A 26,976-nucleotide genomic window follows, 5' to 3' on the forward strand; every position below is an offset into this window, starting at 1 on the left:
GGCGGTGCGCCGGTGGGGGGGGGGGGGGGGGGGGGGGGGGGGGGGGGGGGGGGGCCCCCCCCCCCCCCCCCACCCCTATCGGCCTTGCGGCCTCGTCCTCAAACGCCGGACAGGCTGACTTCTGCGACCGCTCGTCCTCAGGTGCCGGGCGGGCTCTGGCGGCTTGCGCAGGTCTCCAAGTGATCATCGACCAGCCCGCATGCCTGCATCAATGCATACGCCGTCGTCGGGCCGACGAACCTGAGGCCGCGCTTCTTCAGGGCCTTCGACAGGGCCGTGGACTCCGGGGTGACCGCGGGGACGTCGGCGAGGGTCTTCGGAGCGGGGCGGCCGGACGGGTCGGGGGCGTGGGACCAGACGAACTCGTCCAGCTCGCCCTCGGCCCAGTCGGCGAGCACGCGCGCGTTGGCGAGCGTCGCGTCGATCTTGGCGCGGTTGCGGATGATGCCCGGGTCGGCAAGCAGCCGCTCGCGGTCCTCGTCGGTGAAGGCGGCGACCTTCTCGATCCGGAAGCCGGCGAAGGCCGTGCGGAAGCCCGGGCGGCGGCGCAGGATCGTGATCCATGACAGGCCCGACTGGAAGGCCTCCAGGCTGATCCGCTCGAACAGGGCGTCGTCGCCGTGGACCGGGCGGCCCCACTCCTCGTCGTGGTACGACACGTAGTCCTCGGTGGACAGGGCCCACGGGCAGCGCAGCGCGCCGTCGGGCCCGGCGAGGGCGGCCCCGTCGCTCATCGCTGCTCCTCGTGGCCGGGCTTGTCCAGCCGGGCGTGCGCCGCGGCCGCTCTGGCGCCGGCCAGCGCGGACTCCAGATCGGCGATACGGGCGTCCCGCTCGGCGAGTTCGGCGGCGACGCGGCCGAGGGCGTCGTCGACGTCCGCCATGCGGTAGCCGCGCGGGGCGAGCGGGAAGCGCAGGCTCTCCACGTCCGCCCTGCCGACCGGGCGGTCCGGCGGCAGCGGGTCCTGCAACCGCTCCGGGGCCGCCTCCGGCAGCGGACCGCTCTCGCCGCCGCCCACCACGGCGAGTGTCACCGCGGCCACCACGACGGCGAGGGCGACGACCAGGAACAAGAACATAACCATCGCTGAGGTCCCCACGCTCCATGTGCCCGACGCTGTGCCGGAAGCCAAATCTGTCAGGCTCCGATCGTGCCATGCGAGTCTGACAGTTAGGGTCGCAGGCGGCCGTACTGCGGGACGTACTAGGAGAGGTCACAGGGGATGCTCAGGCTGGGCAGGCGGGAATTCGGGCCGCACGAGCCGGTGATCATGGCGATCGTGAACCGGACCCCGGACTCCTTCTACGACCAGGGGGCCACGTTCCGCGACGAGCCGGCGCTCGCCCGGGTGGAGCAGGCGGTGGCCGAGGGCGCCGCGATCATCGACATCGGCGGGGTGAAGGCCGGGCCGGGCGAGGAGGTCACGGCCGAGGAGGAGGCGCGGCGGACGGTCGGGTTCGTCGCGGAGGTACGGCGTCGCTTCCCGGACGTGGTCATCAGTGTGGACACCTGGCGGGCCGAGGTCGGCGAGGCGGTGTGCGAGGCGGGGGCGGACCTGCTGAACGACGCGTGGGGCGGGGTCGACCCGGGGCTCGCGGAGGTCGCCGCGCGCTACGGGGCGGGGCTGGTGTGCACGCACGCGGGGCGTGCACAGCCGCGTACCCGGCCGTATCGCACGACGTACGACGACGTGATGGCCGACATCCTGGAGGTGACCCTGGGGCTCGCGGAGCGCGCGGTCTCTCTGGGGGTGCCGCGGGAGTCGGTGCTGATCGATCCCGGGCACGACTTCGGGAAGAGCACGCGACACAGTCTCGAGGCGACGCGGCGGCTGGGCGAGATGGTCGCCACGGGGTGGCCGGTGCTGGTGTCCCTGTCCAACAAGGACTTCGTGGGCGAGACGCTGGACCGGCCGGTGAAGGGGCGGTTGATCGGGACACTGGCCACGACCGCGGTCTCGGCGTGGCTCGGGGCGCAGGTGTACCGGGTCCATGAGGTGGGCGAGACGCGCCAGGTGCTCGACATGGTGGCGTCGATCGCCGGGCACCGGGCGCCCGCGGTCGCCAGACGCGGCTTGGCCTGACCCCCAGGGGCCTGCCCCGAGAGGGCGGAGCCCCCCGAGGCGAGGCCCCCGGTGGCCGGCCCTAGCGGGCGGCCTCCTTCGACACCAGTGCCACCGCTTCCTCCACCTCGTCCGTCACGTGGAACAGGAGCAGGTCCTTCTCGGACGCCTTGCCCTGGGCCACCAGCGTGTTCTGCAGCCACGTCACCAGGCCGCCCCAGTACTCGCTGCCGAACAGGACGATCGGGAAGCGGGTGACCTTCTGGGTCTGGACGAGGGTGAGCGCTTCGAAGAGTTCGTCGAGGGTGCCGAGGCCGCCCGGAAGCACGACGAAACCCTGCGCGTACTTCACGAACATCATCTTGCGGACGAAGAAGTAGCGGAAGTTGAGGCCGATGTCGACGTAGGGGTTCAGCCCCTGCTCGAACGGCAGCTCGATACCGAGCCCCACCGAGATGCCGCCCGCCTCCAGCGCGCCCTTGTTGGCCGCCTCCATGGCCCCCGGGCCGCCTCCGGTGATCACCGCCCAGCCCGCCTCGACCAGGCCGCGGCCCAGCCGCACGCCCGCGTCGTACTCCGGCGAGTCAGCCTTCGTACGAGCGGAGCCGAACACGCTGATGGCGGGGGGAAGTTCGGCCAGGGTGCCGAAGCCCTCGATGAACTCCGACTGGATCCGCAGGACCCGCCAGGGGTCGGTGTGCACCCAGTCCGAGGGCCCGCCCGCGTCCAGCAGCCGCTGGTCGGTCGTACTGGACGTGACCTGACTGCGCCGTCGGAGGACCGGTCCGAGCCGCTGCTCGTCCGGCGGCTGCTTCTTCCCCTCGGGGTTCCCGGTAGCCATGTGCGCTCCCTCCGCTTGCCGGTAGTTCGATCTCAGACTAGATCTACGCGGGTTACGGAGGGGGGACGTACGCATGTCCGCCATGAAGCGCCGTACGGGACCCTTACGCGGTCAGCCAGTTCCGCAGGCGCTCCTCGCCCGCCAGGATCTTCGCCACCTCGACCCGCTCGTCCCTTTTGTGCGCCAGATGCGGGTTGCCCGGGCCGTAGTTGACGGCGGGCACGCCGAGCGCGGAGAAGCGGGAGACGTCGGTCCAGCCGTACTTGGGCTGCGGGGTGCCGCCCACCGCCTCGATGAAGGCGGCCGCGGCCGGGTGGGAGAGACCGGGCAGCGCGCCGGGGCTGTGGTCGTCGACCACGAACTCCTCGACACCGCAGTCCGCGAACACCTCGCGGACGTGCGCGATCGCCTCCTCCTCGGTGCGGTCGGGGGCGTAACGGAAGTTGACCGTGACCACGCACTCGTCGGGGATCACGTTGCCCGCGACTCCCCCGCCGATGCCCACCGCGTTCAGGCCCTCGCGGTACTCCAGGCCGTCGATGACCGGCCGGCGGGGCTCGTAGGCGGCCAGCCTGGCCAGGATGGGGGCCGCCGCGTGGATGGCGTTGGAGCCCATCCAGCCGCGCGCCGAGTGGGCCCGCTCGCCCTTGGTCTTCAGCAGCACCCGCAGCGTGCCCTGGCAGCCGCCCTCGACCTGGCCGTCGGAGGGCTCCAGCAGGACCGCGAAGTCACCCCGCAGCCACTCGGGGCGGGCCTCGGCCACGTGCCTGAGGCCGTTGAGTTCGGCGGCGACCTCCTCGTTGTCGTAGAACACGAAGGTCAGGTCGCGGTTGGGGGCGGGGACCGTCGCCGCGATGCGCAGCTGCACCGCCACGCCGGACTTCATGTCGCAGGTGCCGCAGCCCCAGAGCACGCCGTCCTCATCCAGCCGGGACGGCACGTTGTCCGCGATCGGTACCGTGTCGATGTGGCCGGCCAGGACGACCCGCTCCGCATGGCCCAGGTTCGTCCGGGCGATCACGTTGTTGCCGTACCGCTCCACCGTCAGGTGCGGCAGGGCGCGCAGGGCGGTCTCGACGGCGTCCGCGAGGGGCTTCTCGGTGCCGCTCTCGGAGGGAAAGTCCACGAGTTGCGCGGTGAGCGCGGCGGCATCCAGCGTGAGGTCAAGCGAGGTGTCGGCCATGGCCCCGACCCTAGCGCGGGCCCCAGGTCAGCAGCGCTCGCCGGACCCGGCGTGAGGGCCGGAAGGGGCTCCAGTACCTTGTACGCGTGCCAGACCCGTCCCCCACTCGTCCCAAGCGTCGCGGCCGCCTCCTTCGTATCGGCGCGGCGCTGTTGGTCCTGTCCGGTGTCGTCGCCTATCTCGCGGTGCAGTACATCACCGGAGGCCCGGGGGCGCGCGGCTGCGCCGTGGTCTCCGGCACGAGCGCCGGGACGTCGTACGAGTTCACGCCCGAGCAGGCGGTGAACGCGGCGACGATCGCCGCGGTCGGCACCGGGCGGGGCATGCCCGAACGGGCGGTGGCCATCGCGCTGGCGACCGCCATCCAGGAGTCGGGGCTGCGCAACATCGAGCACGGCGACCGGGATTCCCTGGGCCTGTTCCAGCAGCGGCCCTCGATGGGCTGGGGCACCGAGCAGCAGATCATGGACCCGGCGTACGCGGCGGGCATGTTCTACGCGCACCTGGCCAAGGTGCCGGACTACACGAAGATGCCGCTGACGGTGGCCGCACAGCGGGTGCAGCGCAGCGGCTATCCGGAGGCGTACGCGAAGCACGAGCCGGACGCCACGCTGCTGGCGGCCACGCTGACCGGGCGTGCGGCGGCCACGCTGACCTGTGACGGGCGCCCGGAGCACACTGCCGAGGCGACCGGTCCTGCCGCGGTACGGGCGGCGCTGGTACGGGACTTCGGGCGGGACGCGCTGCAGGAGACCGGCGCCGAGGTGGGCGGCACGGAGGTTCCGTCGCCGTCGCCGTCCCCCAGCGTGACGTCGAGCGCGCAGGGGCGGACGGTGACCGTTCCGGTGCCCGAGGGCGGGAAGAAGGACGCGACCGGGCGCAGTGAGCGGGAGCGGGGCTGGCAGCTGGCGCACTGGGCCGTGGCCAACTCCTCGGCGCTGCACATCGAGCGCGTGTCGTACGCGGGCCGGGAGTGGACCGCCGGGAGCGGCGGCACGTGGCGCACGGCCGGCTCGGAGAGCGCCGCGGGCGCGGAGCGGTCCGTGGGATCGGTCCGGATCGTGGCCGGACAGTAGTACGAGGGATCACTCGGCCGGGTTGTGCGGCCGCGGGGAGCGCGAGATGTGCGCTCGGCTTCGGTGAAGTTTCGAGAACCCCGGGAAATCAAGGGCTGTAAGGATTCTGCGGTATCCGCGACGGGCGTTCTTTGCCCGTTTTTATCCACAAACGATAATGCGATGCGTTACCCATTCTTTACCTTTGGCGTCCGCAACCTTCGTCGGCTTCGAGCGGTAGTCACGGCGTCCGAGTGCGGACACCATCACCGTTCTCTCCCGTCGAATGGAGCATCATGTCCCTCCCTCTGACCCGCCGGATCGCCCGTGCCGCGCTGCTTGTCGCAGCGGGAGCGGCCGCCGGGGTCGGTGCGGCCGGCTCTGCCGGCGCGGCCACTGCCCTGCCGGCGACCCCGGACCTCGGTGGTCTGACCGCCCTGGACGGGGCGAACGCCGCCAACACCGTCGACGGTGCGGCCCAGCACGCCACCGGCCTCGCGACCGACGCGGGCAGCAAGGCGGTCAAGCAGACGGTGCCGGCCGCGGCCAAGACCGGCGGCGGTGCCCTGAAGAAGACCGCGCCCGCGGCGCAGAAGGCCGTGGGCGACGCGGCCGGGGCTGCCGGGACCGTCGTCGGGGGCACCGCGGCCGGCGCGACGAAGGGCGGGCTGCCGGGCTCGTCCCTCACCCAGGGTGGGCTGCCGGGCTCGTCCCTGCCGGTGACCACCCCGCTGGGTGGCTGAGTCCCGCATATGACAACGGGGTCCAGGGAATTCCCTGGGCCCCGTTGCTCTGTGCGGTGGCAGTGACGCCGCAGGAGGGCTACGCCGTCAGGCGGGCCACCGCCGCGCGGACCCGTTCGTCCGTCGCCGTCAGGGCCACGCGTACGAAGTTCTCGCCCGCCTCGCCGTAGAAGTCGCCGGGAGCGACCAGGATGCCCAGATCGGCGAGGTGGGCGACCGTGGTCCAGCAGGACTCGCCCCGGGTGGCCCACAGGTAGAGGCTGGCCTCGCTGTGCTCGATGCGGAAGCCGTGGTGGAGGAGGGCTTCGCGCAGTGCCGCCCGGCGGGACGCGTAGCGCTCGCGCTGGACGCGGACGTGCTCGTCGTCGCCGAGGGCCGCCACCACCGCCGCCTGCGTCGGCGCCGAGGTCATCATGCCGCCGTGCTTGCGGATCTCCAGGAGGGGGCCCAGGACGGCCGGGTCGCCCGCCACGAAGGCGGCACGGTAGCCGGCCAGGTTGGACCGCTTGGAGAGGGAGTGGACGGCGACGATGCCGTCGTAGGAGCCGCCGTTGACGTCGGGGTGCAGCACCGAGACCGGGTCGGCCTCCCAGCCCAGCTCCAGGTAGCACTCGTCGGAGACCAGGAGCACGCCGTGGGCGCGGGCCCAGGCGACGATGCCGGTCAGCTCGTCCTTGGACAGGACCCGGCCGGTCGGGTTCGACGGCGAGTTCAGCCAGAGGAGCTTCAGGTGCGCCGGGTCCAGCTCGCGCGGGTCGTCGTAGACCTCGTGGTCCGCGCGGGCCAGCCGGGCGCCGACCTCGTAGGTCGGGTAGGCCAGACGCGGGTACGCCACCTTGTCGCCGGGGCCGAGGCCCAGCTGGGTCGGCAGCCAGGCCACCAGCTCCTTGGAGCCGACGACCGGCAGGACGTGGCGGTGGGTGATCCCGCGGGCGCCCAGCCGACGCTCCAGCCAGCCGGTGATCGCGTCCCGCAGCGCAGGGGTGCCCCAGACCGTCGGATAGCCCGGCGAGTCGGCCGCGTCGACCAGGGCCTTCTGGATCAGCTCGGGGACCGGGTCGACCGGGGTGCCGACGGACAGGTCGACGATGCCGTCCGGGTGCGCGGCGGCCGTCTTCTTGTACGGCGCCAGTCTGTCCCAGGGGAAGGCCGGAAGCCGGTCGGAGACTGCGGACACGGGATCTTGCTCGCTTTCATCGGTACGGCAAACGCCTCGGTCCCGTACGGCGATCAAGGCGATCGGGCCGTACGGGACCGAGGCGGCGCTGCGGTTTCCCCCCGGTTCGAGTGAAGCCGGGAACTGGGGGAGCAGGCCGCCGGCCGCTCACACGGTCACTAGGCCTGCGGCGGCAGCGCTGCGATGAAGGGGTGGTCGCGCTCGATCAGCCCCAGCTTGCTGGCACCGCCGGGAGAACCCAGCTCGTCGAAGTACTCGACGTTCGCCTTGTAGTAGTCCTTCCACTCCTCCGGCACGTCGTCCTCGTAGAAGATCGCCTCGACCGGGCAGACCGGCTCACAGGCACCGCAGTCGACGCATTCGTCCGGGTGGATGTACAAGGACCGGGAGCCCTCGTAAATGCAGTCGACCGGGCACTCCTCGATGCACGCCTTGTCCTTCACGTCGACACAAGGCTGCGCGATGACGTAGGTCACGCTGTCGTTCCTCCTCGATAGGGCGCTGGCGGGCCTCCTCAGGCTCCGCCGCCTGGCGCGCGGGAGCGCGGCGTCGTCGATGCCCGCCCCTAGTATCTCCGTTCCGGGGCAAGATCCGAACAGGAGGGGTGAACTGACCAGTGGAAATCTCGGCACACGGACGCCTGGAGGTCCGAATCACCGCTGCTGACGTGGGCAAACGGGTCTCCGTACGGCGCTTGAGCGAACCTGGGGCGACAGAGGAGAAGTTCACCGACACGGTGGGTGTTCTCACATCATGGGACGACGGCGTGCTCATGATCACACGGCGGGACGGGCGGAGCGTCCGGATCCCGGAGTCCGCGCTGGTCGCGGGCAAGGTGGTGCCGGCCGCGCCGGCGCGTCGCCGGGGGCCCGCCGCGAGCTATCAGGAGCTGGCGCGGGTCGCCTCGCGCGCGTGGCGGCCGGTGGAGAGCGAGCGGCTCGGGGAGTGGGAGCTGCGGGCCGCCGGCGGGTTCACCCGGCGCGCCAACAGCGTGCTGCCGCTCGGTGATCCCGGACTTCCGCTCGACACGGCCCTGGAGGCCGTACGGCGCTGGTACGGCGAGCGCGGTCTGCCCGCCTATGTGCAGACCGCCACCGGCGCCGAGGGCACGCAGGAGCTGCTGTGCGCGGAGCTGGAGCGGCACGGCTGGGTGCGGGAGGTGACCGCCGAGCTGTGGATCGGGGCCCTTGCGCCGATCGCGGACCGGGCCGAGGGCGCCGGGGTGGTGCTGTCCCGGGAGGCGGACGAGGCGTGGCTCGCTCGGTACCAGCGCAAGGGGATGAGCGAGGTGGCCCTGCGGGTGCTCAGCGGTGGCCCGTCGGTGTGGTTCGCGACGGTGCCCGGCGCGGCCGGGGAGCCGCCGGCGGCGATCGGGAGGTGCGTGGTGGACGGCCGCTGGGCCGGCTTCGCCGCGGTCGAGGTCGACCCCGCCCGGCGGCGGCAGGGGCTGGCCACCGAGGTGATGGCCGCGCTGGCCCGCCGGGCCCTGGACGAGGGCGCGTCGGCGGCCTGGCTCCAGGTGGAGGACGACAACGAGGCCGCCCGCGCCCTGTACGCCGACCTCGGCATGGCCCCGCACCACGCGTACCACCACTACAGAGCCCCGGAGGAACACTCCGCCCGGCCCGGGGAGGCCGGGTGACCCTCACAGCCCGAGACCCCGCCACGACGCACACCGGCCCCGGGGCAACCAGCGCTGCCCCCGGCCCGAGCGTCACCCCGGGGACCGAAGCCCGAAGGACCGCCACGACCAGCGCACGCCCCCGGACAGACAGGCCGACAGGCACTGGCCACCGCCGGAACACCACGCCGGGGACCGAAGCCCGACGGCCGACCGCGACGACAACCGGCCCCCGGACGACCAAGCGGACCAGTACCCACCCCGGGACGAGCACCACGACCGGCGCCGAAGCCCGAAGGACCGCCACGACCAGCGCACGCCCCCGGACAGACAGGCCGACAGGCACTGGCCACCGCCGGAACACCACGCCGGGGACCGAAGCCCGACGGCCGACCGCGACGACAACCGGCCCCCGGACGACCAAGCGGACCAGCGCCGGCCCCGGGACGAGTACCACGGCCAGCGCCGGAGCCGGGAGGACCGTCGCCACCAGCGCACGCCCCCGGACAGGCAGGAACACCAAGCCCACCGCCGAATCCCGAGGCCCCGCCACGACCGGCACCGGCCCCCGGACAGGCAGGCCGACCAGTACCCACCCCGGCCCGAGCACCACGACCGGCGCCGGAGCCCGAAGGGCCACCGGTGTCCGCCGCCGGACTGGAAGGTCGGTCGGGGCCGGGTCCGGCTTCGTGGGGTGCGGTGGGTGTTGTGGAACGGCAGCGTCGGATCGTCGTAGGGATCGCTGTGGACGGGCATGAGCCAGGCATGCGGCACCCTCGCCTCCCGCCTCCGTATCCGCCCCCGCCGGAGCGGTCCGCCGAGGTGCGGCGGCGGTTCGGGGAGGAGGCGCGGTCCGAGCGGCCGGATCTGTCGGCGCTGTGTCTGCTGATCGGCGCGGAGGCGGACGGGTCGCTGGACGAGGACGGCATCGACGCGGCGCAGCTGGAGCTGGACCGGCTGGCCGGGCTGCTGCCCTACCGGCCGGGCGGGCCGCGGGCGTGGGCGGAGGCGCTGTGCCGGCTGCTGGGCGAGCGCTACGAGTTCCACGGGACCCCTGCCGACTACCAGCGTCTGGAGTCCTCGCTGCTGCACGAGGTGCTGCGGCGGCGGCGCGGGCTGCCGATCCTGCTGTCGGTGGTGTGGCTGGAGGTCGCGAGAAGGGCGGGCGCCCCGGTGTACGGGGTCGCGCTGCCCGGGCACTTCGTGGTCGGTTTCGGGGCGGCCGAGGAGCAGGTGCTGGCCGATCCGTTCGACGGGGGAAGGGTGCTGACCGGGGCCGATGCGGAGCTGCTCGTGGTGGGGGCCACGGGGGCGCCGCTGCAGCCCTCGATGCTGGTGCCCGCCACGCCCCTGGAGGTCGTTCAGCGGATCCTGAACAACATCCGGGCGTGGGCCACCGCTCGGCCCGAGAGGTCGGATGTCGCGCTGTGGGCCGTGGAGCTGAGCCTGCTGCATCCCTCACATCCGGCCCGGTTGCGGTACGAAAGGGGTCAACTGCTCGTGCAGCGGGGCGAGTTCACGGAGGGTGCCGCGGAGCTGGACGCGTATGCCCATCTGGTCGAGGTCGTCGACGAGTCGACCGCGCGCAAGGCGCGCGAGCAGGCCCACACGGCCCGGGCGATGCTCAACTGACCGCTCAGAGCCAGCCCTTCTCCCGCGCCGTCCGCACCGCCTCCGCCCGGTTGCGCACCGCGAGCTTCTGGATGGCCGTGGAGAGGTAGTTGCGGACCGTGCCCTGGGACAGGTGCAGGGCCTTGGCCAGTTCCGCGTTGGTGGAGCCGTCGGCCGCCGCGCGGAGCACCTCGCGTTCCCGGTCGGTGAGGGGATTGGCGCCCTCGGCCAGCGCGGCCGCGGCCAGGGTGGGGTCGATGACCCGCTCGCCGGACAGCACCTTGCGGACGGCGTCGGCGAGTTGGGCGGCCGGCGCGTCCTTGACCAGGAACGCGTCGGCGCCCGCCTCCATCGCGCTGCGCAGATACCCGGGGCGGCCGAAGGTGGTGAGGACGACGAGCTTGACCGCGGGGTACTTCCGGTGCACCTGGGCCGCCGCCTCGATGCCGGTGCAGCCGGGCATCTCGATGTCGAGCAGTGCCACGTCGACGCCGTGCGCACCGACGGCCGCCAGCACCTCGTCCCCGCGCGCGACCTGGGCGACGACCTCGATGTCGTCCTCCAGGCCGAGCAGGGCGGCGAGTGCCTCGCGAACCATCGACTGGTCCTCCGCCAGGAGGACCTTGATCATGCTCGTCATGCCCCGGATCCTACGTCCGCCGAGGGCACCGCTGGCACCCGGGCGACGAGCCGGAAGCCGTGCTTGGTCCGGCCCGCCTCCAGCGTGCCGCCGGCCTTCTCCAGACGCTCGGTCAGGCCGGTCAGACCGTTGCCGGGGCCCTTGCCCGAGCCGCCGGATCCGTCGTCCTCGACGGAGAGTTCGAGCATCGGCCCGTCCAGGGTCTGACGGCGCACGAGCTGGACCACGCACCGGTCGGCGCCGCTGTGCCGGACCACGTTGGTGACCGCCTCGCGCAGCGACCAGGCGAGGGCCGCCTCGGCCTCCTCGGGGACGCCGGTGAGGTCGGGTTCCGCAGGCACCTCGGCCGTCACCCCGGCGGCGGTCAGCGCGACCTGCGTGCCGGCGAGTTCGGCGGCGAGGCGGGGGCGGCGGTAGCCGGTGACGGCCTCGCGGACGTCGACCAGGGCCTGGCGGCTGACCTGTTCGATGTCGGCGACCTGCTGGGCCGCCTTGCCGGGGTGGTCGGGCAGCATCCGGCCGGCCAGCTCGCTCTTCAGCGTGATCAGGGAGAGGGAGTGGCCGAGCAGGTCGTGCAGGTCGCGGGCGAGGCGCAGCCGCTCCTCGTTGGCGGCGAGCTGGGCGACGGTGGCCCGGGCCTTGCGCAACTCGACGGTCGTACGGACCAGTTGGCCCACACCGATCATGGCGAACCCGATGAGCAGGGTCAGCAGGAGCAGGCCCCGGGCCTCCTTCTCGTTGGAGTGCACCCCGACGGCGTACATCAGGGCGGCCGAGGCCGGGATGGCCCAGTAGGCCGCCCGCACCGGCAGGGTCGCCCCACAGGCCACCGAGAGGTAGACGAAGAGTCCGAGCCAGGCGCTGCCGAGGGTGTAGGCAAGCACCGGGGCGAGGACACCGAGGAACACGAGCAGGACGACGACGGTCCGCCCGGAGAACGGCCGGCCCATGTTGCGGAAGACCAGGCTCAGGTACACGCCGACGAAGGCCATGAGGCCGAGCGAGCCGGCCACGGTGGCGCTCGTGGTGTGGTCGCCGTTGATCAGGTCGTCGATGGGTGAGCTGAGGAAGACCAGCCAGACACCGATCCACAGCAGCTTGGCCATCAGCTCGCGCCGGTTGCCGGGTGGCCGGCCCACGGGTGTGTTCGCCATGGCGCCGGCCGTCTGCTCTTCCGTCATCCTGCTCACGCCTTCAGCGTGTCCTTCCGGTACAGCCAGGCCGCGCCGCCCGCGAAGAGGACGAACGAGACGGCGAGGATGGCGATGTCCTGGGCGGTCGGGGCCTGGCTCTGTTCGATCGCCCGCCCCACAGCAGCGTACGCGTGCGTGGGCAGCCACTTGGCGATGTCCTGCAGCCACTGCGGGAAGGTGGTCGACGGCATCCACAGGCCGCCGAGCAGCGACAGACCGAAGTAGATGATCATCGTGATCGGGCGTACCGCGTCCCCGGTGGCGAGGTAGCCGATGGCAACGCCGAGCGCGGCGAAGACGAGGCTGCCGGCCCAGATGACGCCGGTGAGCGCGAGCCACTGCCAGGCGTCCAGGCGTACGTCCTTGACGGCGGCGGCGACGAGGAAGACCACGATGATGGACGGCAGGCTGACCACGGCCGCGCCGGCGGTCTTGGCGAGGACGTAGCCGCGCCCGGGCAGCGTGGTGAGCCGCAGCTGCCGTACCCAGCCGCTCTCGCGCTCCTTGGCGATGCGCTCGCTGTTGCCCATCAGGACGGCCGTCAGGGCGCCGAAGGAGGCCATGGAGACCATCAGGTAGGTGGCCACGGTCAGGCCGCTGCCGGAGACCTTCTCGTTCGCTCCGGCGCTGCCCCCGAAGATCAGGAAGAGGAGCGAGGGGTAGAGCACCGAGAAGAACAGGAACTTCTTGTTGCGCAGGGCGCGGGTCAGTTCGAGTTTGATCAGCGCGTTCATGACTGCTTGGCCTCCTCGGCCTCCGTGATGGCGACGAAGGCCTGCTCCAGTCCGAGGCCGGCGACTTCGAGGTTGCGGGGGTAGACGCCGAGGCCGTACAGGGCGTGGACGGTCGCGTCGGCGTCGGACGACTGGATGCGGACGGTCTGGCCCGACACGTCGATGGAGGTGAGGAAGGGCAGGCCGCGCAGGGCCGGCTCGTCGATGGCGCCCTCCAGATCGAAGGAGACCCGGCGGGCGCCCGCCTTGGCCTTGATCTCGGCGGCGGTGCCGTCGGCGAGGAGGCGGCCGCGGTGCAGCACGAGCACGCGGTCGGCGATGGCGTCGGCCTCTTCGAGGTAGTGGGTGGCGAAGAGGACCGTACGGCCCTGGTCGGCCTGTTCCCGCATGGTGGCCCAGAAGGCCTGGCGGGCGGAGACGTCCATGCCGGTGGTCGGCTCGTCCAGGACGATCAGGTCGCTGTCGCCGGCGGTGGCGAGCGCGAAGCGGACGCGCTGGGCCTGGCCGCCGGAGAGCTTGTTGACCTTGCGGTCGGCGATCTGCGCGATGCCCGCGCGGGCCAGGACGTCGGCGGCCGGGTACGACTTCGGGTGCAGGGAGCAGGCCAGCTTCACCAGTTCGGCGACGGTGACCTCGTCCATCAGCCCGCCGCTCTGCAGCATGGCCCCGACCCGACCGGCGACGATCGCCTCGCGCGGGCTGGTGCCGAACACGCCGACCGTGCCGCTGTCGGGATGCTTGAGCCCGAGGAGGAGGTCGAGAGTGGTGGACTTGCCGGCGCCGTTGGGGCCGAGCAGGGCGACGGTCTCCCCCGGGTACAGCCGGAGCGAGAGCCCGTCGACGGCCCGTACGCTCCCGTACGTCTTGGTCACCTGGTCGAACCCGACCACCGGGGTGGTGGTGGCCGGTGCCGCTGTTGTTGTCATGCCCACCATGCTGGCCGCTGGGGCCCGGGGCAGGGCAGTGTCGGGGGTCCCGAGTGCGGGATGACAGATGTCATGCGGTTCGGGTGACAGGCGCGCAGGGGGCGCCACGGCGCCCCCTGCGGGTGTGCCGGACTAGTTCGGGTTCGTGGGGATCACGGCGACCCGGTTGGTCCGGCTCGTCAGCGCCTGACGGAGGGCGACGTAGACGTCCTCGGGCGTGACCGGTGTCTTCTTGCCGTTGGCCCGGGTGATCAGCACACCGTCGAAGGCCTGGCCGTAGAGCCCCTTCAGGGCCACCAGGTCGGGCTTGTCGGTCAGCTTGCCGTCGGGAGTGGCCGCCACCCTGAGGAACTTCCACAGCGAGTTCTGCGGGCTCATCGGGACCGAGTGCACCGCGTCCGTCTGGACCGTCACCTTGCCCGACATCGCCGGCTCGGCGAAGGCCTTCATCTCCCGGTCGACCTCGGCGTTGGAGACCGTCGGCTGCTTGGTGGTCGTCGGTACGGTGACCGGGGTCGGCGTACCCGTCTCCACCATCGTGCGGTAGGCCTGTTCGACCGCCTGGGTCGAGCGGCCCGCGTCGATGGCCTTGCCCGCCTTGCCGTAGACGGCCACGGCCTTGCCGGCCTCGAACCTGATGGTGCCGTCGCTGACGGAGCCGGAGCCGCCGCCCGCCTGCTCGAGCGCGGCCTGGAGCTTCTCCTCGTCCACCGGCATGACCGGTTCGATCTCCCGCTTCTGACCGAAGAGGGAGCCGATCACGGAGACGGGGTTGTAGTCGCTCTTCGCGGCCTCGCCGACCGTGCTCTGGAAGTCGAACTTCAGGCCCGCGTTGTCCGGCGTGAGGGACACCGTCCTGCCGCCGACGGACAGCTTCAGCGGCTTGTTCACCCGGCTGCCGAAGGCGTCGTCGAGCTTCTTGACGGCCTCGTCGCGGGTGCCGCCGCCGATGTCGACGCCGAGCACGGTGGTGCCCTTGGGCACGTCGGTGTGGTTCATCAGCAGCCCGGCGCCGTAGGCACCGCCCGCAAGGACGAACACGCCGACGCCGAGCAGAACGACCTTGCTGCGGCCCTTCTTCTTCGGCTTGGCCGCGGCCTTGGGCTGCGGGGCCGGGTCGGGCAGCTTGGGCGCCGTGTGCGGCACCGGGCCGTCGGGGTGGGCGCCGGAGCCGAACGGGGTGTTCCCCGCGGCCGGGACGACCGGGATGCCGCTGGTGACCGTGTGCCCGGAGACGTTGTCCGGGGAGCGGTATGCGGGCGTGCCCGGTTCGGGGGCCGGCTTCTGCGGCGTGAGGATCGCGGTGTCGTCGCTGAGTCCGCCGCCGGGGGCGAGCGGGGCGCCGGGCAGACGGTGGCTTCCGGTGTCGCCGTAGCCGCCCGGGGCGTCGAAGGACTCGCCCAGATCCCGGTCCAGGTCGCTGAGCGCGCTCCTCGGAGCGACCGGCGGGACGAACGGTCCGTCGCCGGTGACCGGGCCGCCGGTGGGGCCCGCAGGGCCCTGCGGGCCGCGGCCGCCCTGGCCGGCCGGCCCGTTGAAGCCACTGGGTCCGCCGGGGCCGCCGGGGCCGTTCGTACCGGCGGTGCCGCCGCCGAACGCGCTCTGACCGTTCTCGGAGAAGTACGGCAGATCGTCACGGCTCGGTTCGTCGCCGCCGCTCGCGCCGGGGCGGGAACCGCCCGCGGCCAGCACCTCGGTCACGTCGAACGAGCCGGTGCCGCCGCCGTGCCCCGGGGCCACGGGGCCGCCGGTGGCACCGGGCAGGCCCGAGCCGTTCGTACCGCCGGGGCGGGGGCCGCCCGGCGCGGTCATGGAGCCGACCACACCACCGGGGCGGCCGCCGCCGGGGCGTGCGCCGGGGGCACCAGCCCCGCCCGGACCACCCGGAGCGCCCGGCCTGGCCGGGGCGGCGGTGGAACCGCCGGGCGTCCCGGCCCCGTTCGGGCCGGCGCCGCCCGGACCGCCCTTGGGCGCGCCGGACTTGCGGGGCGCGAACCAGTCGCTGGTCTTCTCACCGGCCTGCGGGGCGGGCTCGGCGGGGGCTTCGCCGGTGCCGGTGGACGTCGCGGCGGCGGGAGCCGGCCGCGAGGCGGCGCCCGCGTCCTCTCCGGCGCTCTCGGCGTCCCCGACGGGCTTGCGCACGACGACCGGCGGGATCGGCCGCGATCCGGGGATGTTGATCCGGATCCGCGTCGTCAGTGTGGTCTCGGTCTTGCGTTCCTCCGGCTGCGTGGCCGAACGGCCCGCGTCCGCACCGGCGTCGGATGCCAGGGGGGTTCCGTACGGCGGCGTTCCCGAGGGGTATGCGGCTCCGCCGGTCCCGTTGGGCCCGGAGGACGGAGTGTCAGTTTCACGACTCAAGGCAGGTTCTCCCGGTTGGCTCCGCCGCCCGTTACGTCCTCAGCGGGCAGCTCGGCGGCGCGCACCACCATACTGGCCACGTCTGGCGCGTATCCCATGACCGCCGAGGAAACCCACACCGGACTCGCACGTGCGCCGCACAGCGAAGTGGTACGTCACTTGCCAAGTCGGGCTGGGCCGCCCTCGGGTTGCCGTCCCGGGCCGAGGGTGGCGCAGATCACAGCAAGGGCCATGCCGCCGAGCAGGAAGAGCCAGGAGCCCCCTCCTGCACCGAAGAGGAAGTCGCCTTCCGGGCGGCTGGTGATGAGAAGGACGATGGCGATCATCCAGCCGGCCACCGGCGCGACCGCCCCGGCCCGGCTCCCGAGCGCGTACGCCCCGCCGAGGAACAGTCCGGCGGCACCCGCGAGGGCGAGCAGCAGCCCGCCCGGGAACCAGGCGGCCTGCACCAGGGTTCCGGCGAGCCCGACGATCGCGCCGAGCAGGAACAGCCCGACATAGGCGGCCATTCGCCCGGCCGAGGGGCGCTGCAGCGGCTGGGCCAGCGCAGAGCCGCGTCCGGCGTTGCTCACGACACCTCCTCGGCGCCGGTGCCGACACCGGCGAACAGGTCGGTCTCCCCGGGCTCGGCCCGGCCGCGCACCACCTCGTAGTACTCGGTGGTGAGCAGCGGCTGGGCCAGCTCGTTGGAGAGCGCGAAGTACGGCTCGGCCACCTCGATCTGGGTGACGTGGGCGCGCATCGCGGCGGCCTTGGCGAAGGCGTGTCCGCTGCCGTCGATCGCGGTGGTGATCCGCTCGTCGTCGACCACGCCCGGTACGTCGGCCAGCGTTGCGCTCTTTGCGAACGGGAGCGCGGGAAGGTCGTCCTGGAGGCGGGCGAAGGCGGCCTCTGCGACGGAGCGCGGGACACGGTTCCAGTAGACCTTCTCGACCCGGTGCCCCTCTTCGGCCGCCAGCTCGACGGCGCGCATGGCGACGCGGTGGGCCTGGATGTGGTCGGGGTGGCCGTACCCGCCGTTGTCGTCGTAGGTGACCAGGACCTGCGGGCGGATCTCCAGGATCACCGCCACGAGCGACCGGGCGGCCTCGTCCGGGTCGGCCTGCCAGAAGCAGGCGGGGTCCTCGTTGTCGGGAATGCCCATCATGCCGGAGTCGCCGTAGCGGCCCGCGCCGCCGAGCAGCCGGAAGTCCGTGACGCCCAGTTCGCGCAGGGCCGCGGTCAGCTCGCTGCGCCGGTGTGCGCCGAGCGCGGCGCCGGTCAGATGCCGCAGCTCAGGCGGGATGACCTCTCCCCGCTCACCCAGGGTGCAGGTGACCAGGGTCACATGGGCGCCCTCGGCGGCGTACCTGGCCATGGTCGCGCCGTTGTTGATCGACTCGTCGTCCGGGTGCGCGTGCACCAGCAACAGACGCCGGTCGGACAGTTCCGTCATGGGGCCACCCTACGAGGTCTCCGCCGGGCCGGCCGTCAGAACTTGATGCTGCCGATCATGCTGGCGACGTTCGTCGTCAGCTCACTGATCGTCGGCGCGACGGTCGAGGAGGCGAGGTAGAAGCCGAGCAGTATGCAGACCACTGCATGACCTCCCTTCAGCCCTGACTTCTTGATCAGCAGGAAGACGATGATCGCCAGCAGCACCACCGCCGAAATCGAGAGTGCCACGGCGGCTCACCTCCAAAGATCCCAGGGACGTGGGGGGTTCGGACTATGGGGGGTGTGACCCGGTTGTAGATCGGTAGAGCAAATCCATGCAGACGCCAGCAGGTTAATACCCACACAGCGGTAGTGATCATAACTATCCGTGCTCGCGCATCGCTCGGCGCACGGCCGCACAAGGGGGCGCATGGCCAATATGGTCGGGGTATGACGACCGAGGCTGACTCCTTCCCCCGTCGGCACGCCCGCACGCAGCGGTTCACGCTCGGCGCGCCGCGTGCGTTCACCGTGGCACCCGACGGTTCGCGTGTCGCGTTCCTGCGTTCGAACTCCGGCACGGACCGGGCCAACTCGCTGTGGATCCTGGATCCGGCGGACGGCACCGAGCACCTGGCCGCCGACCCGCGCGCCCTGCTCGGGGGCGCCTCGGAACAGCTCTCTCCGGAGGAGCGGGCGCGCCGGGAGCGCAGTCGGGAGGGCGGGGCCGGCATCGTCGGCTACGCCACCGACGCGGCCGTGGAGTTGGCGGCTTTCGCCTTGTCAGGGCGGCTTTTCACGGCCGAGCTGCGGGCCGGTACGACGCGTGAACTCCGCGTTCCCGGACCGGTGATCGACCCGCGTCCCTCGCCGGACGGGCGGCACATCGCGTACGTCGCCGGGGGCGCGCTGCGAGTGACGGGCGCCGAGGGTGAGGGCGACCGGGCGCTGGCGGAGCCGGAGACCACGGCGGGGACCGGCCAGGTCTCCTACGGGCTCGCCGAGTTCATCGCGGCCGAGGAGATGGAGCGTTCGCGGGGTTTCTGGTGGGCGCCGGAGTCGGACCGGCTGCTGGTCGCGCGCGTGGACGACACGCCGGTGCGGCGGTGGTGGATCGCCGACCCGGCCCATCCGGAACGTGACCCAGACCACGTCGCCTACCCGGTGGCGGGGACGGAGAACGCGGACGTGCGGCTGTTCGTGATCGACCTCGACGGGGAGCGCACGGAGGTCGTCTGGGACCGGGCACGTCATCCCTATCTGGCACGTGTGCACTGGTCACAGGCGGGTGCACCACTGCTTCTGGTACAGACACGGGACCAGCGCAGCCAGGTGTTCCTGGCGGTGGATCCGGACTCCGGGACGACCCGGATGGTGCACGCCGACGAAGATCCAACATGGCTGGAACTTTTCCCCGGTGTGCCGTGCTGGAGCCCGTCCGGGCAGCTCGTCCGGATCGCGGACGAGGGGGGTGCACGGGTGCTGGCTGTGGGTGAACGGCCGCTGACGGGACCGCAGTTGCACATCCGTGCGGTGCTCGATGTCACGGCCGACGACGTGCTGGTCTCGGCCTCGGCGGGCGAGGAGGCCGAGTACCCGGAGACCGGCGAGATTCATGTCTACCGGGTGAACGAACTCGGCGTGGAGCGCGTGTCGCAGCAGCCGGGGATGCACTCGGCGGTACGCGCCGGAGGGGTGACGGTGCTGGCGTCCGCGACGCTGGACAGCCCGGGCTCTCGTGTCCAGGTGCTGCGTGACGGAAAGCTTACGGCGACTGTCACGTCTTACGCCGAAGTTCCCGGCTTGTCCCCGCGCGTGACGCTCACCGAGGGGGGCGCACGCAGAATTCCGTGCGCCGTGCTTATGCCTACGGACTACCCCGGTGACACTCCCCTGCCCGTCCTCCTCGACCCCTACGCGGGCCCGCACGGACCGCGCGTGGTGGCCGCCCACAACGCGCATCTGACCTCGCAGTGGTTCGCGGACCAGGGCTTCGCGGTGATCGTCGCCGACGGCCGGGGCACGCCCGGCCGCTCGCCGGCCTGGGAGAAGGCGGTGTTCCGCGACTTCACGGTCACCTTGGACGACCAGATCGAGGCCCTCCAGGACCTGGCCGGGCGCTACCCCCTGGACCTGTCCCGGGTGGCCGTCCGCGGCTGGTCCTTCGGCGGCTATCTGGCCGCCCTCGCGGTCCTGCGCCGCCCCGACGTCATCCATGCGGGCATCGCCGGCGCCCCGGTCACGGACTGGCGGCTCTACGACACCCACTACACCGAGCGCTACCTCGGCGACCCGGGCAAGGACCCCGCGACCTACGCCCACAACTCCCTCGTCACCGACGACGGCCTGTCCTCCCCCGCCGAGCCGCACCGCCCGCTGATGATCGTCCACGGTTTGGCCGACGACAACGTGGTGGCCGCCCACACCCTGCGTCTGTCCTCGGCCCTCCTGGCGGCGGGCCGCCCCCACGAGGTGCTCCCGCTGTCCGGCGTGACTCATATGACCCCTCAGGAACAGGTCGCGGAGAACCTGCTTCTGCTCCAGGTGGACTTCCTGCGGCGTTCACTGGCACAACCGCGCAAATCTCCGTGAACTGCGTTTACACGCAGGCAACTTCGCGGAAGCGGTACCGATATACGGACGCGCGAGGCTGAACAGCGTACGGCCGTGCGGGTGCCGTGAACGGGCCGGGGTGCGCCATGTCACCCCGGCCCGTTGCCGTTCCCGGCGGGCTCCCCGGGAGTCACGGGCGGCGTCGGCTGCCCCGGCGCGGGGCGCCTGTCGGACAGCGTCTGCGCGAAGTGGCAGGCCGAGTCGTGGGCCGCGGGGCCGGGTGTGCGGCGGAACTCGGCGGGGACCGCCAGCGCCGGCACCTCCAGGGCACAGCGCTCCCGCGCCTTCCAGCAGCGGGTGCGGAAGCGGCAGCCGGAGGGGACGTTCGTCGGGGACGGGACGTCGCCGGTGAGGATGATCCGCTCGCGGCGTTCGCGGGCGTCGGGGTCGGGGACGGGGACGGCGGAGAGGAGCGCCTGGGTGTAGGGGTGGGTGGGGTGGTCGTAGATCTCGGTGTCTCTGCCGATCTCGACGATGCGGCCCAGGTACATCACCCCGACCCGGTCCGAGATGTGCCGGACGATCGACAGGTCGTGGGCGATGAAGACGTAGGAGAGGTCGAACTCCGACTGGAGACGCTCCAGGAGGTTGATCACCTGGGCCTGGACCGAGACGTCCAGGGCGGAGACCGGTTCGTCGGCGACGATCACCTCGGGGCGCAGGGCCAGCCCGCGGGCGATGCCGATGCGCTGGCGCTGTCCACCGGAGAACTGGTGCGGGTAGCGGTTGACGTACTCGGGGTTGAGACCGACCACGTCCAGGAGTTCCTGCACCCTGCGCCGGCGGTCGCCCTTGGGAGCCGCCTCGGGATGGATCTCGTAGGGCTCCCCGATGATGTCCCCCACCGTCATCCGGGGGTTGAGCGAGGTGTACGGGTCCTGGAACACCATCTGGATGTTGCGGCGGACGGCCTTCAGGGCCCGGCCGGTCAGGTGGGTGATGTCCTCGCCCTTGAACCTGATCGAGCCCGCCGTCGGGCGCTCCAGGTTGCACAGCATCCTGGCCACCGTGGACTTGCCGCAGCCCGACTCGCCGACGATGCCGAGGGTCTCGCCCCTGCCGAGCGTGAAGTCGACGCCGTCGACCGCCTTCACCGAGCCGACCTGCTTCTTGAACAGGATCCCCTGCATGAGCGGGTAGTGCTTGACGAGGCCGCTGACCTCCAGGATCGGCTCAGCCATGCAGGCACTCCCGCCAGAAGTGGCAGGCGCTGCCGCGGTCCTCGGAGACCTCGTGGAGCGGGGGCACGTCCGTGCGGCACACGTCCTGGGCCAGCGGGCAGCGGGGGTGGAAGGCGCAGCCGGGCGGGATGTGCAGGAGGTTCGGCGGCAGACCCTTGATCGCGTACAGCTCCTGGCCCTTCTGGTCCAGGCGCGGGATGGAGTCCAGCAGGCCCCTGGTGTAGGGGTGGGCGGGGCTCTTGTAGAGGTCGTGGACGCGGGCCGACTCGACGATCCTCCCCGCGTACATCACGACGATGCGGTCGGCCACGTCCGCGACGACGCCCAGGTCGTGCGTGATCAGGATCAGGCCCATGTCGTACTCGCGCCGCAACTCCGCGAGCAGGTCCATGACCTGGGCCTGGACGGTGACGTCGAGGGCGGTGGTGGGCTCGTCGGCGATGATGAGGGCCGGCTCCAGCGCCATCGCCATGGCGATCATGATGCGCTGGCGCATGCCGCCGGAGAACTGGTGGGGATAGTCCCGGACCCGCTGGGCGGCGCCCGGGATGCGCACCCGGTCCATCAGCTCGACGGCCCTGGCCCGCGCGTCCCTCTTCGACATCCCCCGGTGCACGACGAACATCTCGCCGAGCTGGTCGCCCACGGACAGCACGGGGTTGAGCGAGGACAGCGCGTCCTGGAAGATCATTGCCATCCCGGCGCCCCGGACCTTCCGCCGTTCCTCCTCCTTGAGCTTCAGCAGGTCCGTTCCCCGGAAGAGGATCTCCCCGCCGGTGATCCGCCCGGGCGGCATGTCCAGGATCCCCATGACGGCCTGCGCGGTCACCGACTTGCCGGAGCCCGACTCGCCGAGCACCGCCAGGGTCTCCCCCGCGTCGACGGCGTACGACACCCCGTTGACGGCGCTCGCGATCCCCTCCCGCGTCCGGAACTCCACGTGCAGGTCGCGCACCTCGAGCAACATGACGCCGTCACCTCAGCTTCGGGTCGAGGGCGTCGCGGACCGCGTCGCCGAGCATGATGAAGGCCAGGACCGTGACGGCGAGGGCTCCCGAGGGCCACGGCAGCGCATCCGCCGGCACGCGCTTCCCCCTCCCCACCTCGCCGGACAACCGCCGTCGCCCGCCCCGAGCCCGCCCCGCGGCCGACCCCCTCGACCGCTCGAACCACCCGCACCCGGCCCGGAACCCCTCGCGCAGGCGACCCACCTCGAGCAACATGACGTCGTCACCTCAGCTTCGGGTCGAGGGCGTCGCGGACCGCGTCGCCGAGCATGATGAAGGCCAGGACCGTGACGGCGAGGGCTCCCGAGGGCCACAGGAGCGCGTGCGGGGCGTTGCGGACGTAGGGGGAGGCCGCGGAGATGTCGATGCCCCAGGAGACGCTCGGCGGTTTCAGGCCGACGCCGAGGTAGGACAGGGTCGCCTCCAGCGCGATGTAGGTGCCGAGCGCGATGGTCGCCACGACGATCACGGGGGCCACCGCGTTCGGGGCGATGTGCCTGAGCAGGATGCGGGAGTGGGAGGCGCCGAGGGCGCGGGCGGCCTGCACGTAGTCGTTCTGTCTGGCGGTGATGACCGAGCCGCGCGCGATGCGGGAGATCTGCGGCCAGCCGAGCAGCACCATGAACCCGATGACCGGCCAGACGGTGTTGCTCGTCACCACGGAGAGCAGGACCAGACCGCCGAGGACGACCGGGATGGCGAAGAAGATGTCGGTGATCCGGGACAGGACCGAGTCCCCGACGCCGCCGAAGAAGCCCGCGAGCCCGCCGAGCACGGACCCCAGGAGGGCGACCCCGAGGGTGGCACACACGCCCACCGTGACGGACGTACGGGCGCCGTACACGGTCCGGGTGTAGACGTCGCAGCCCTGGCCGTCGAAGCCGAAGGGATGGCCGGGCCGGGGGCCGTCCTGGGCCTTCGCGAGGTCGCACGTGAGCGGATTGCCCGAGGCGATCAGCGACGGGCGGACGGAGATGACGACCAGGAAGACGATGAACAGGGCCGAGAGGACGAAGACCGGGTTGCGGCGCAGGTCGCGCCAGGCGTCGGACCAGAGACTGCGCGGTCTGCCCTCCGGACCGCCGGGAGTCCCCTCCAGGGTCGTCGCCTCGCTCGTCGCCAGGTCCATCGCCCCGCCCATGCCCGTCCCGGCGATCGCGCCCTCGGGTTCGTGCGGCTGCTCAGACATAGCGGATCCTCGGGTCGAGTACGGCGTACAGCAGGTCCACGAGCAGGTTGGCGGCCAGGAAGACCAGCACGAGCACGGTCACGAAACCGACGACCGTCTGGGTGTTCTGCCGCAGGATGCCCTGGTAGAGCTGGTAGCCGACGCCGTGGATGTTGAAGATGCGCTCGGTGACGATCGCCCCGCCCATCAGGGCGCCGATGTCGGCACCGATGAAGGTGACCACGGGGATGAGGGAGTTGCGCAGCAGGTGCCGGGTGATGACCCGGTGCCGGGGCAGGCCCTTGGCGATGGCCGTACGGACGTAGTCGGAGCTCTTGTTCTCCGCGATGGAGGTGCGGGTCAGCCGGGTGACGTAGGCGAGGGAGACGGAGGCGAGGACCAGCCCGGGCACGATCAGCTCGCCGAAGGCGGCCTGCGGGGAGACGGACGGTCTGATCCAGCCCCACTCGACGCCGAGCAGCAACTGGAGCAGCAGGCCGGTGACGAAGGTCGGGACGGAGATGACGACGAGGGTGAGGACGAGGACCGAGGTGTCGACGGGCCGGCCGCGCCGCAGCCCGGTCACGACGCCCAGGGTGATACCGATGACGATCTCGAAGAGGATCGCGACGATCGTGAGCCGGAGGGTGACGGGGAACGCCGTCGCCATCAGCTCGGTGACCGGCTGGCCGTTGAACGCCGTCCCGAAGTCCCCGGTGAAGACGTTCCCCATGTAGGTGAGGTATTGCTGCCAGAGCGGCTTGTCGAGACCGAACTCCTTCTTCAGCTGGGCGGCCGTCGCCGGGTCGCACTGCCGCTCCCCGCACAGGCCCGCGATGGGGTCGCCCATCACGTGCACCATCAGGAAGATCAGCAGCGTGGCCCCGACGAAGACCGGGACCATCTGCAGCAGCCGCCTGACGACGTAGCGCCCCATGCCGGGTCAGCCGACCTTGATCTCGTTGTAGACCGGGACGCTGAAGGGGTTGAGCGCCACGTGGGACAGCCGGGCGGAGTAGCCGGCGCTGCCGTTCTGGTACCAGAGCGGAATGGCGGCCATGTTGTCCCGCACCACGCCCTCGGCCCGCTGGAAGAGCGCGATCGCCCTGGCGGTGTCGGTCTCCGCGTTGGCCTGGTCGACGAGCCTGTCGAACCGCCGGTCGGACCACTGGCCGTCGTTGGAGGAGGCACCTGTGTAGTACAGCGGCTGCAGGAAGTTCTGGATCAAGGGGTAGTCCATCTGCCAGCCGGCCCGGAAGGGACCGGACATCCTGTGCCGCGAGATCTGGTTGCGGAAGTCGGCGTAGGTGCCGACCGGGTTGCCCACACAGGCTCTGTCGTTGCCGAGCGCGTTGTTGACGGAGTTGCACACGGCGTCCACCCATTGCTTGTGCGAGCCCATGTCCGCGTTGTAGGTGATCTTCAGCCCGCCTCCCGGAATCCCGCCGCCTTCCTCGATGAGCTTCTTGGCCTGGACGGGGTCGTACTCGCAGGCGTGGCCGCACAGGCCGGCCTGGAAGCCGCCGTCCACGCCGAGGACCGGGGAGGTCCAGTCGGTGGCCGGGGTGCGGGTGCCGCGGAAGATGGTCCGGGTGATCTGTTTGCGGTTGATCGCCATCGACAGGCCCGTGCGGACCTTCCGGGCCCCGCTGGTGTTCCACTCCGGGTCGTAGTACGGGAAGGCGAGCGTCTGCAGGATGCCGGCGGGCGTGTTGATGTAGCGGCCGTCCAGGTCCGTCCGGACGTTCTTGAGCTGGGCGGCGGGCACGTCGTCGACCAGGTCGAGGTTGCCGGCCAGCACGTCGGTGTACGCGGTGTTGTTGTCGGTGTAGACCAGCAGGGTCACGCCGACGTTGCGGGCCGGGTCGGGGCCGGGGTAGGCGTCCCACTTCCGCAGGGCCATCGCGGAGCCCTTGGTGTACGAGTCGATCAGGTACGGCCCGTTGCCGACCGGTCTGCTCAGCCAGGCCGCGTGATCGGTGAAGAACGCTCTCGGGAGCGGGGCGAAGGCGTTGTAGCCGAGGGTGTCGGGAAAGCTGGAGAACGTCTGGCCGAGCCTGACGGTGAAGGTCCTGGGCCCCGTGACCTTCAGCCCCGACAGCGTGTCGGCGGTCTGGGGGCCGCTGTCGGGGTGGACCTTGTCGTAGCCCTCGATGTAGCCGAAGAAGTACGCGTTCTTCTGGTTGTTCCTCAGACCGGCGCCGTAGTTCCAGGCGTCGACGAAGGACCTGGCGGTGACCGGCTCTCCGTTGCTGAACTTCCACCCGTCCTTGACGGTGACGGTGAAGTTCCGCGAGTCCGAGGTGACGATGCTCTCGGCGAGCATGTTCTCGGCCTCGGCCGTCCGGGGGTTGTACCGCTTCAGCCCGCGGAAGATCATGTCGAGCACCTTGCCGCCCTGCACCTCGTTGGTGTTGGACGGCTCCAGCGGGTTCTGCGGGTCGGCCCAGGAGGAGGTCAGCACCCCGGCGCCGCCCGCACCGCTCACACCGCCCCCGCAGGCACCCGCGGCGAGCGCCCCCGCCACTGCGCAGGCGGCCCATCGCGCGTGCCTGGCTCTGCGCATCGGTGCCTCCTCGTGATCGCGCAGGGTGCGCTGTGCCGCCGACGTGGCCGTGCGGGCGGACACAGACACGTTATCGGCTAATATCACATCAAAAGGGGCATAGCGGTCGCGATTCCGGCCTCTTTACGGAGCGCGTGTCAGAAATCCCTTACTGAACGACGGAACAGCGGGCAGACTCCCGGCATGGTCGATCGTTCTTTCCGCGATGTCGAACTCGCCGCGCTGTACGACACGTTGAACCCATGGGGCCCCGATGACGACTTCTACCTGGAGCTGGTCATGGCGGCCGACACGGTCCTCGACATCGGTTGCGGAACCGGCCGGCTGCTACGCGCCGCCCGGGAGTCCGGGCACGGGGGCCGGCTCACCGGCATGGACCCGGCGGCCGCCATGCTCGTCCAGGCGCGGCAGGCGGAGCCGGGTGTGGAGTGGGTGCTCGGGGACTTCACGACACACCCCTGGGACGGCGCGTTCGACCTGGTCGTGATGACCGGTCACGCCTTCCAGGAACTCCTCGGGGACGAGCAGGTGCGCGACACCCTGCGCGGGGCGCGACGGGCGCTCGCCGACGGCGGCCGGTTCGTCTTCGAGACCCGGAATCCGGCCGCCCGGGTCTGGGAGCGCTGGACCCCGGACCGGGTGTACGAGGTCACCGACGCGGACGGCAGCCCCGTACGCGTGTGGCACGAGGCCGACCCGGCCCCCGCCGGGGACCGGGTGACGTTCACCGAGACCTACGCCGGGGCGCGCTGGGAACGGCCGCAGGTGTGCCGGAGCACCCTGCGGTTCCTGGACGCCGCCGCTCTGGACGGCTTCCTCGGCGAGGCCGGTCTGGCCGTCGCCGAGCGCTACGGGGACTGGGGGCGGGGGCCGATGGC

At 71.8% G+C, this 26,976-nt stretch carries 26 protein-coding genes and 1 pseudogene; 7 read left to right on the top strand and 20 right to left on the bottom strand.

Annotation, left to right across the window (positions count from 1 at the left end; genetic code table 11):
* Window positions 1–137: 137 nt before the first annotated feature.
* A complete protein-coding gene (locus ABZ471_RS39940) occupies window positions 138–734 on the bottom strand; it encodes a DNA-3-methyladenine glycosylase I (RefSeq protein ID WP_359073699.1) in 597 nt (198 codons plus the stop codon).
* A complete protein-coding gene (locus ABZ471_RS39945; RefSeq protein WP_359073701.1) occupies window positions 731–1,084 on the bottom strand; it encodes a DivIVA domain-containing protein in 354 nt (117 codons plus the stop codon). The genes ABZ471_RS39940 and ABZ471_RS39945 overlap by 4 nt, the downstream gene beginning before the upstream one ends.
* A gap of 138 nt (window positions 1,085–1,222) precedes the next feature.
* On the opposite strand from ABZ471_RS39945, the gene folP reads away from it, so the two are divergent.
* Window positions 1,223–2,083 carry a dihydropteroate synthase gene (gene folP / locus ABZ471_RS39950; RefSeq protein ID WP_359073703.1) on the top strand — a complete coding sequence of 287 codons (861 nt, stop codon included), beginning with the start codon at window positions 1,223–1,225 and terminating at the stop codon, window positions 2,081–2,083.
* Between the two features lie 61 nt (window positions 2,084–2,144).
* Here the strand turns inward: folP and ABZ471_RS39955 are convergent, their stop codons facing one another.
* On the bottom strand, window positions 2,145–2,903 hold the full coding sequence (locus ABZ471_RS39955; RefSeq protein ID WP_359073704.1) for a TIGR00730 family Rossman fold protein: 759 nt from the start codon (window positions 2,901–2,903) through the stop codon (window positions 2,145–2,147).
* 103 nt (window positions 2,904–3,006) lie between these two features.
* Entirely contained in the window at window positions 3,007–4,086 is a 1,080-nt protein-coding gene (gene dapE, locus ABZ471_RS39960) for a succinyl-diaminopimelate desuccinylase (protein ID WP_359073706.1), read from the bottom strand.
* Window positions 4,087–4,172: 86 nt separating this feature from the next.
* Between dapE and ABZ471_RS39965 the strand changes: the two genes are divergently transcribed.
* Window positions 4,173–5,162 carry a heavy metal transporter gene (locus ABZ471_RS39965; RefSeq protein WP_359073707.1) on the top strand — a complete coding sequence of 330 codons (990 nt, stop codon included), beginning with the start codon at window positions 4,173–4,175 and terminating at the stop codon, window positions 5,160–5,162.
* 275 nt (window positions 5,163–5,437) lie between these two features.
* A complete protein-coding gene (locus ABZ471_RS39970; RefSeq protein WP_359073709.1) occupies window positions 5,438–5,884 on the top strand; it encodes an ATP-binding protein in 447 nt (148 codons plus the stop codon).
* Window positions 5,885–5,963: 79 nt separating this feature from the next.
* On the opposite strand, the gene ABZ471_RS39975 is transcribed toward ABZ471_RS39970, so the two are convergent.
* Together ABZ471_RS39975 and fdxA are read right to left on the bottom strand one after the other, a co-directional pair.
* Entirely contained in the window at window positions 5,964–7,061 is a 1,098-nt protein-coding gene (locus tag ABZ471_RS39975; protein ID WP_359073710.1) for a bifunctional succinyldiaminopimelate transaminase/glutamate-prephenate aminotransferase, read from the bottom strand.
* Window positions 7,062–7,219: 158 nt separating this feature from the next.
* Window positions 7,220–7,537 carry a ferredoxin gene (gene fdxA, locus ABZ471_RS39980; protein WP_359073712.1) on the bottom strand — a complete coding sequence of 106 codons (318 nt, stop codon included), beginning with the start codon at window positions 7,535–7,537 and terminating at the stop codon, window positions 7,220–7,222.
* Between the two features lie 140 nt (window positions 7,538–7,677).
* On the opposite strand from fdxA, the gene ABZ471_RS39985 reads away from it, so the two are divergent.
* Both ABZ471_RS39985 and ABZ471_RS39990 read left to right on the top strand, forming a co-directional pair.
* Window positions 7,678–8,703, top strand: a complete 1,026-nt coding sequence (locus ABZ471_RS39985) for a GNAT family N-acetyltransferase (RefSeq protein WP_359073714.1) — start codon at window positions 7,678–7,680, stop codon at window positions 8,701–8,703.
* 744 nt (window positions 8,704–9,447) lie between these two features.
* Window positions 9,448–10,314: a transglutaminase-like domain-containing protein gene (locus ABZ471_RS39990; protein WP_359073715.1), complete on the top strand. Its 867-nt coding sequence runs from the start codon at window positions 9,448–9,450 to the stop codon at window positions 10,312–10,314.
* A gap of 4 nt (window positions 10,315–10,318) precedes the next feature.
* Here the strand turns inward: ABZ471_RS39990 and ABZ471_RS39995 are convergent, their stop codons facing one another.
* The 8 genes from ABZ471_RS39995 to ABZ471_RS40030 all read right to left on the bottom strand — a co-directional run bounded on the left by ABZ471_RS39995 (window position 10,319) and on the right by ABZ471_RS40030 (window position 17,812).
* A complete protein-coding gene (locus tag ABZ471_RS39995; RefSeq protein WP_359073717.1) occupies window positions 10,319–10,933 on the bottom strand; it encodes a response regulator transcription factor in 615 nt (204 codons plus the stop codon).
* Window positions 10,930–12,114 (bottom strand): histidine kinase, encoded by a 1,185-nt coding sequence (locus ABZ471_RS40000; RefSeq protein WP_359073738.1) that lies wholly within the window; start codon window positions 12,112–12,114, stop codon window positions 10,930–10,932. Before ABZ471_RS40000 ends, ABZ471_RS39995 begins: the two co-directional genes overlap by 4 nt.
* A 5-nt stretch (window positions 12,115–12,119) precedes the next feature.
* The gene (locus ABZ471_RS40005; protein WP_359073719.1) at window positions 12,120–12,860 is read right to left on the bottom strand and encodes an ABC transporter permease; all 741 of its coding nucleotides are present in this window, start codon (window positions 12,858–12,860) and stop codon (window positions 12,120–12,122) included.
* A complete protein-coding gene (locus ABZ471_RS40010; protein ID WP_359073720.1) occupies window positions 12,857–13,786 on the bottom strand; it encodes an ABC transporter ATP-binding protein in 930 nt (309 codons plus the stop codon). The genes ABZ471_RS40005 and ABZ471_RS40010 overlap by 4 nt, the downstream gene beginning before the upstream one ends.
* A gap of 132 nt (window positions 13,787–13,918) precedes the next feature.
* Complete coding sequence (locus ABZ471_RS40015) at window positions 13,919–16,147, bottom strand: hypothetical protein (protein WP_359073721.1); 2,229 nt, start codon at window positions 16,145–16,147, stop codon at window positions 13,919–13,921.
* Between the two features lie 155 nt (window positions 16,148–16,302).
* Complete coding sequence (locus ABZ471_RS40020) at window positions 16,303–16,719, bottom strand: DUF6113 family protein (RefSeq protein WP_359073723.1); 417 nt, start codon at window positions 16,717–16,719, stop codon at window positions 16,303–16,305.
* Complete coding sequence (gene mshB / locus ABZ471_RS40025) at window positions 16,716–17,582, bottom strand: N-acetyl-1-D-myo-inositol-2-amino-2-deoxy-alpha-D-glucopyranoside deacetylase (protein ID WP_359073724.1); 867 nt, start codon at window positions 17,580–17,582, stop codon at window positions 16,716–16,718. The genes ABZ471_RS40020 and mshB overlap by 4 nt, the downstream gene beginning before the upstream one ends.
* Window positions 17,583–17,617: 35 nt before the next feature.
* A complete protein-coding gene (locus ABZ471_RS40030; RefSeq protein WP_030649813.1) occupies window positions 17,618–17,812 on the bottom strand; it encodes a hypothetical protein in 195 nt (64 codons plus the stop codon).
* 201 nt (window positions 17,813–18,013) lie between these two features.
* Between ABZ471_RS40030 and ABZ471_RS40035 the strand changes: the two genes are divergently transcribed.
* Window positions 18,014–20,155 (top strand): alpha/beta fold hydrolase, encoded by a 2,142-nt coding sequence (locus ABZ471_RS40035; RefSeq protein ID WP_359073726.1) that lies wholly within the window; start codon window positions 18,014–18,016, stop codon window positions 20,153–20,155.
* A 110-nt stretch (window positions 20,156–20,265) separates the two neighbouring features.
* Here ABZ471_RS40035 and ABZ471_RS40040 read toward each other — a convergent pair whose 3' ends face one another.
* The 6 genes and pseudogenes from ABZ471_RS40040 to ABZ471_RS40065 all read right to left on the bottom strand — a co-directional run bounded on the left by ABZ471_RS40040 (window position 20,266) and on the right by ABZ471_RS40065 (window position 26,098).
* Entirely contained in the window at window positions 20,266–21,357 is a 1,092-nt protein-coding gene (locus tag ABZ471_RS40040; RefSeq protein ID WP_359073727.1) for a dipeptide ABC transporter ATP-binding protein, read from the bottom strand.
* Window positions 21,350–22,324 (bottom strand): ABC transporter ATP-binding protein, encoded by a 975-nt coding sequence (locus ABZ471_RS40045; RefSeq protein ID WP_359073729.1) that lies wholly within the window; start codon window positions 22,322–22,324, stop codon window positions 21,350–21,352. The genes ABZ471_RS40040 and ABZ471_RS40045 overlap by 8 nt, the downstream gene beginning before the upstream one ends.
* Window positions 22,325–22,331: 7 nt before the next feature.
* Window positions 22,332–22,430: pseudogene (locus ABZ471_RS40050) on the bottom strand (ABC transporter permease); the annotation flags it as partial.
* Window positions 22,431–22,587: 157 nt separating this feature from the next.
* Entirely contained in the window at window positions 22,588–23,553 is a 966-nt protein-coding gene (locus ABZ471_RS40055; RefSeq protein WP_359073730.1) for an ABC transporter permease, read from the bottom strand.
* Complete coding sequence (locus ABZ471_RS40060) at window positions 23,546–24,469, bottom strand: ABC transporter permease (protein WP_359073732.1); 924 nt, start codon at window positions 24,467–24,469, stop codon at window positions 23,546–23,548. The genes ABZ471_RS40055 and ABZ471_RS40060 overlap by 8 nt, the downstream gene beginning before the upstream one ends.
* Window positions 24,470–24,475: 6 nt before the next feature.
* Window positions 24,476–26,098 carry an ABC transporter substrate-binding protein gene (locus ABZ471_RS40065; protein WP_359073734.1) on the bottom strand — a complete coding sequence of 541 codons (1,623 nt, stop codon included), beginning with the start codon at window positions 26,096–26,098 and terminating at the stop codon, window positions 24,476–24,478.
* Window positions 26,099–26,281: 183 nt separating this feature from the next.
* Between ABZ471_RS40065 and ABZ471_RS40070 the strand changes: the two genes are divergently transcribed.
* The coding region (locus ABZ471_RS40070; RefSeq protein ID WP_359073736.1) for a class I SAM-dependent methyltransferase at window positions 26,282–26,976 on the top strand (695 nt) is incomplete at its 3' end.

Origin of the sequence: Streptomyces sp. NPDC005728 (genome assembly GCF_040630895.1) — a bacterium.
Taxonomy (GTDB): Bacteria; Actinomycetota; Actinomycetes; order Streptomycetales; family Streptomycetaceae; genus Streptomyces.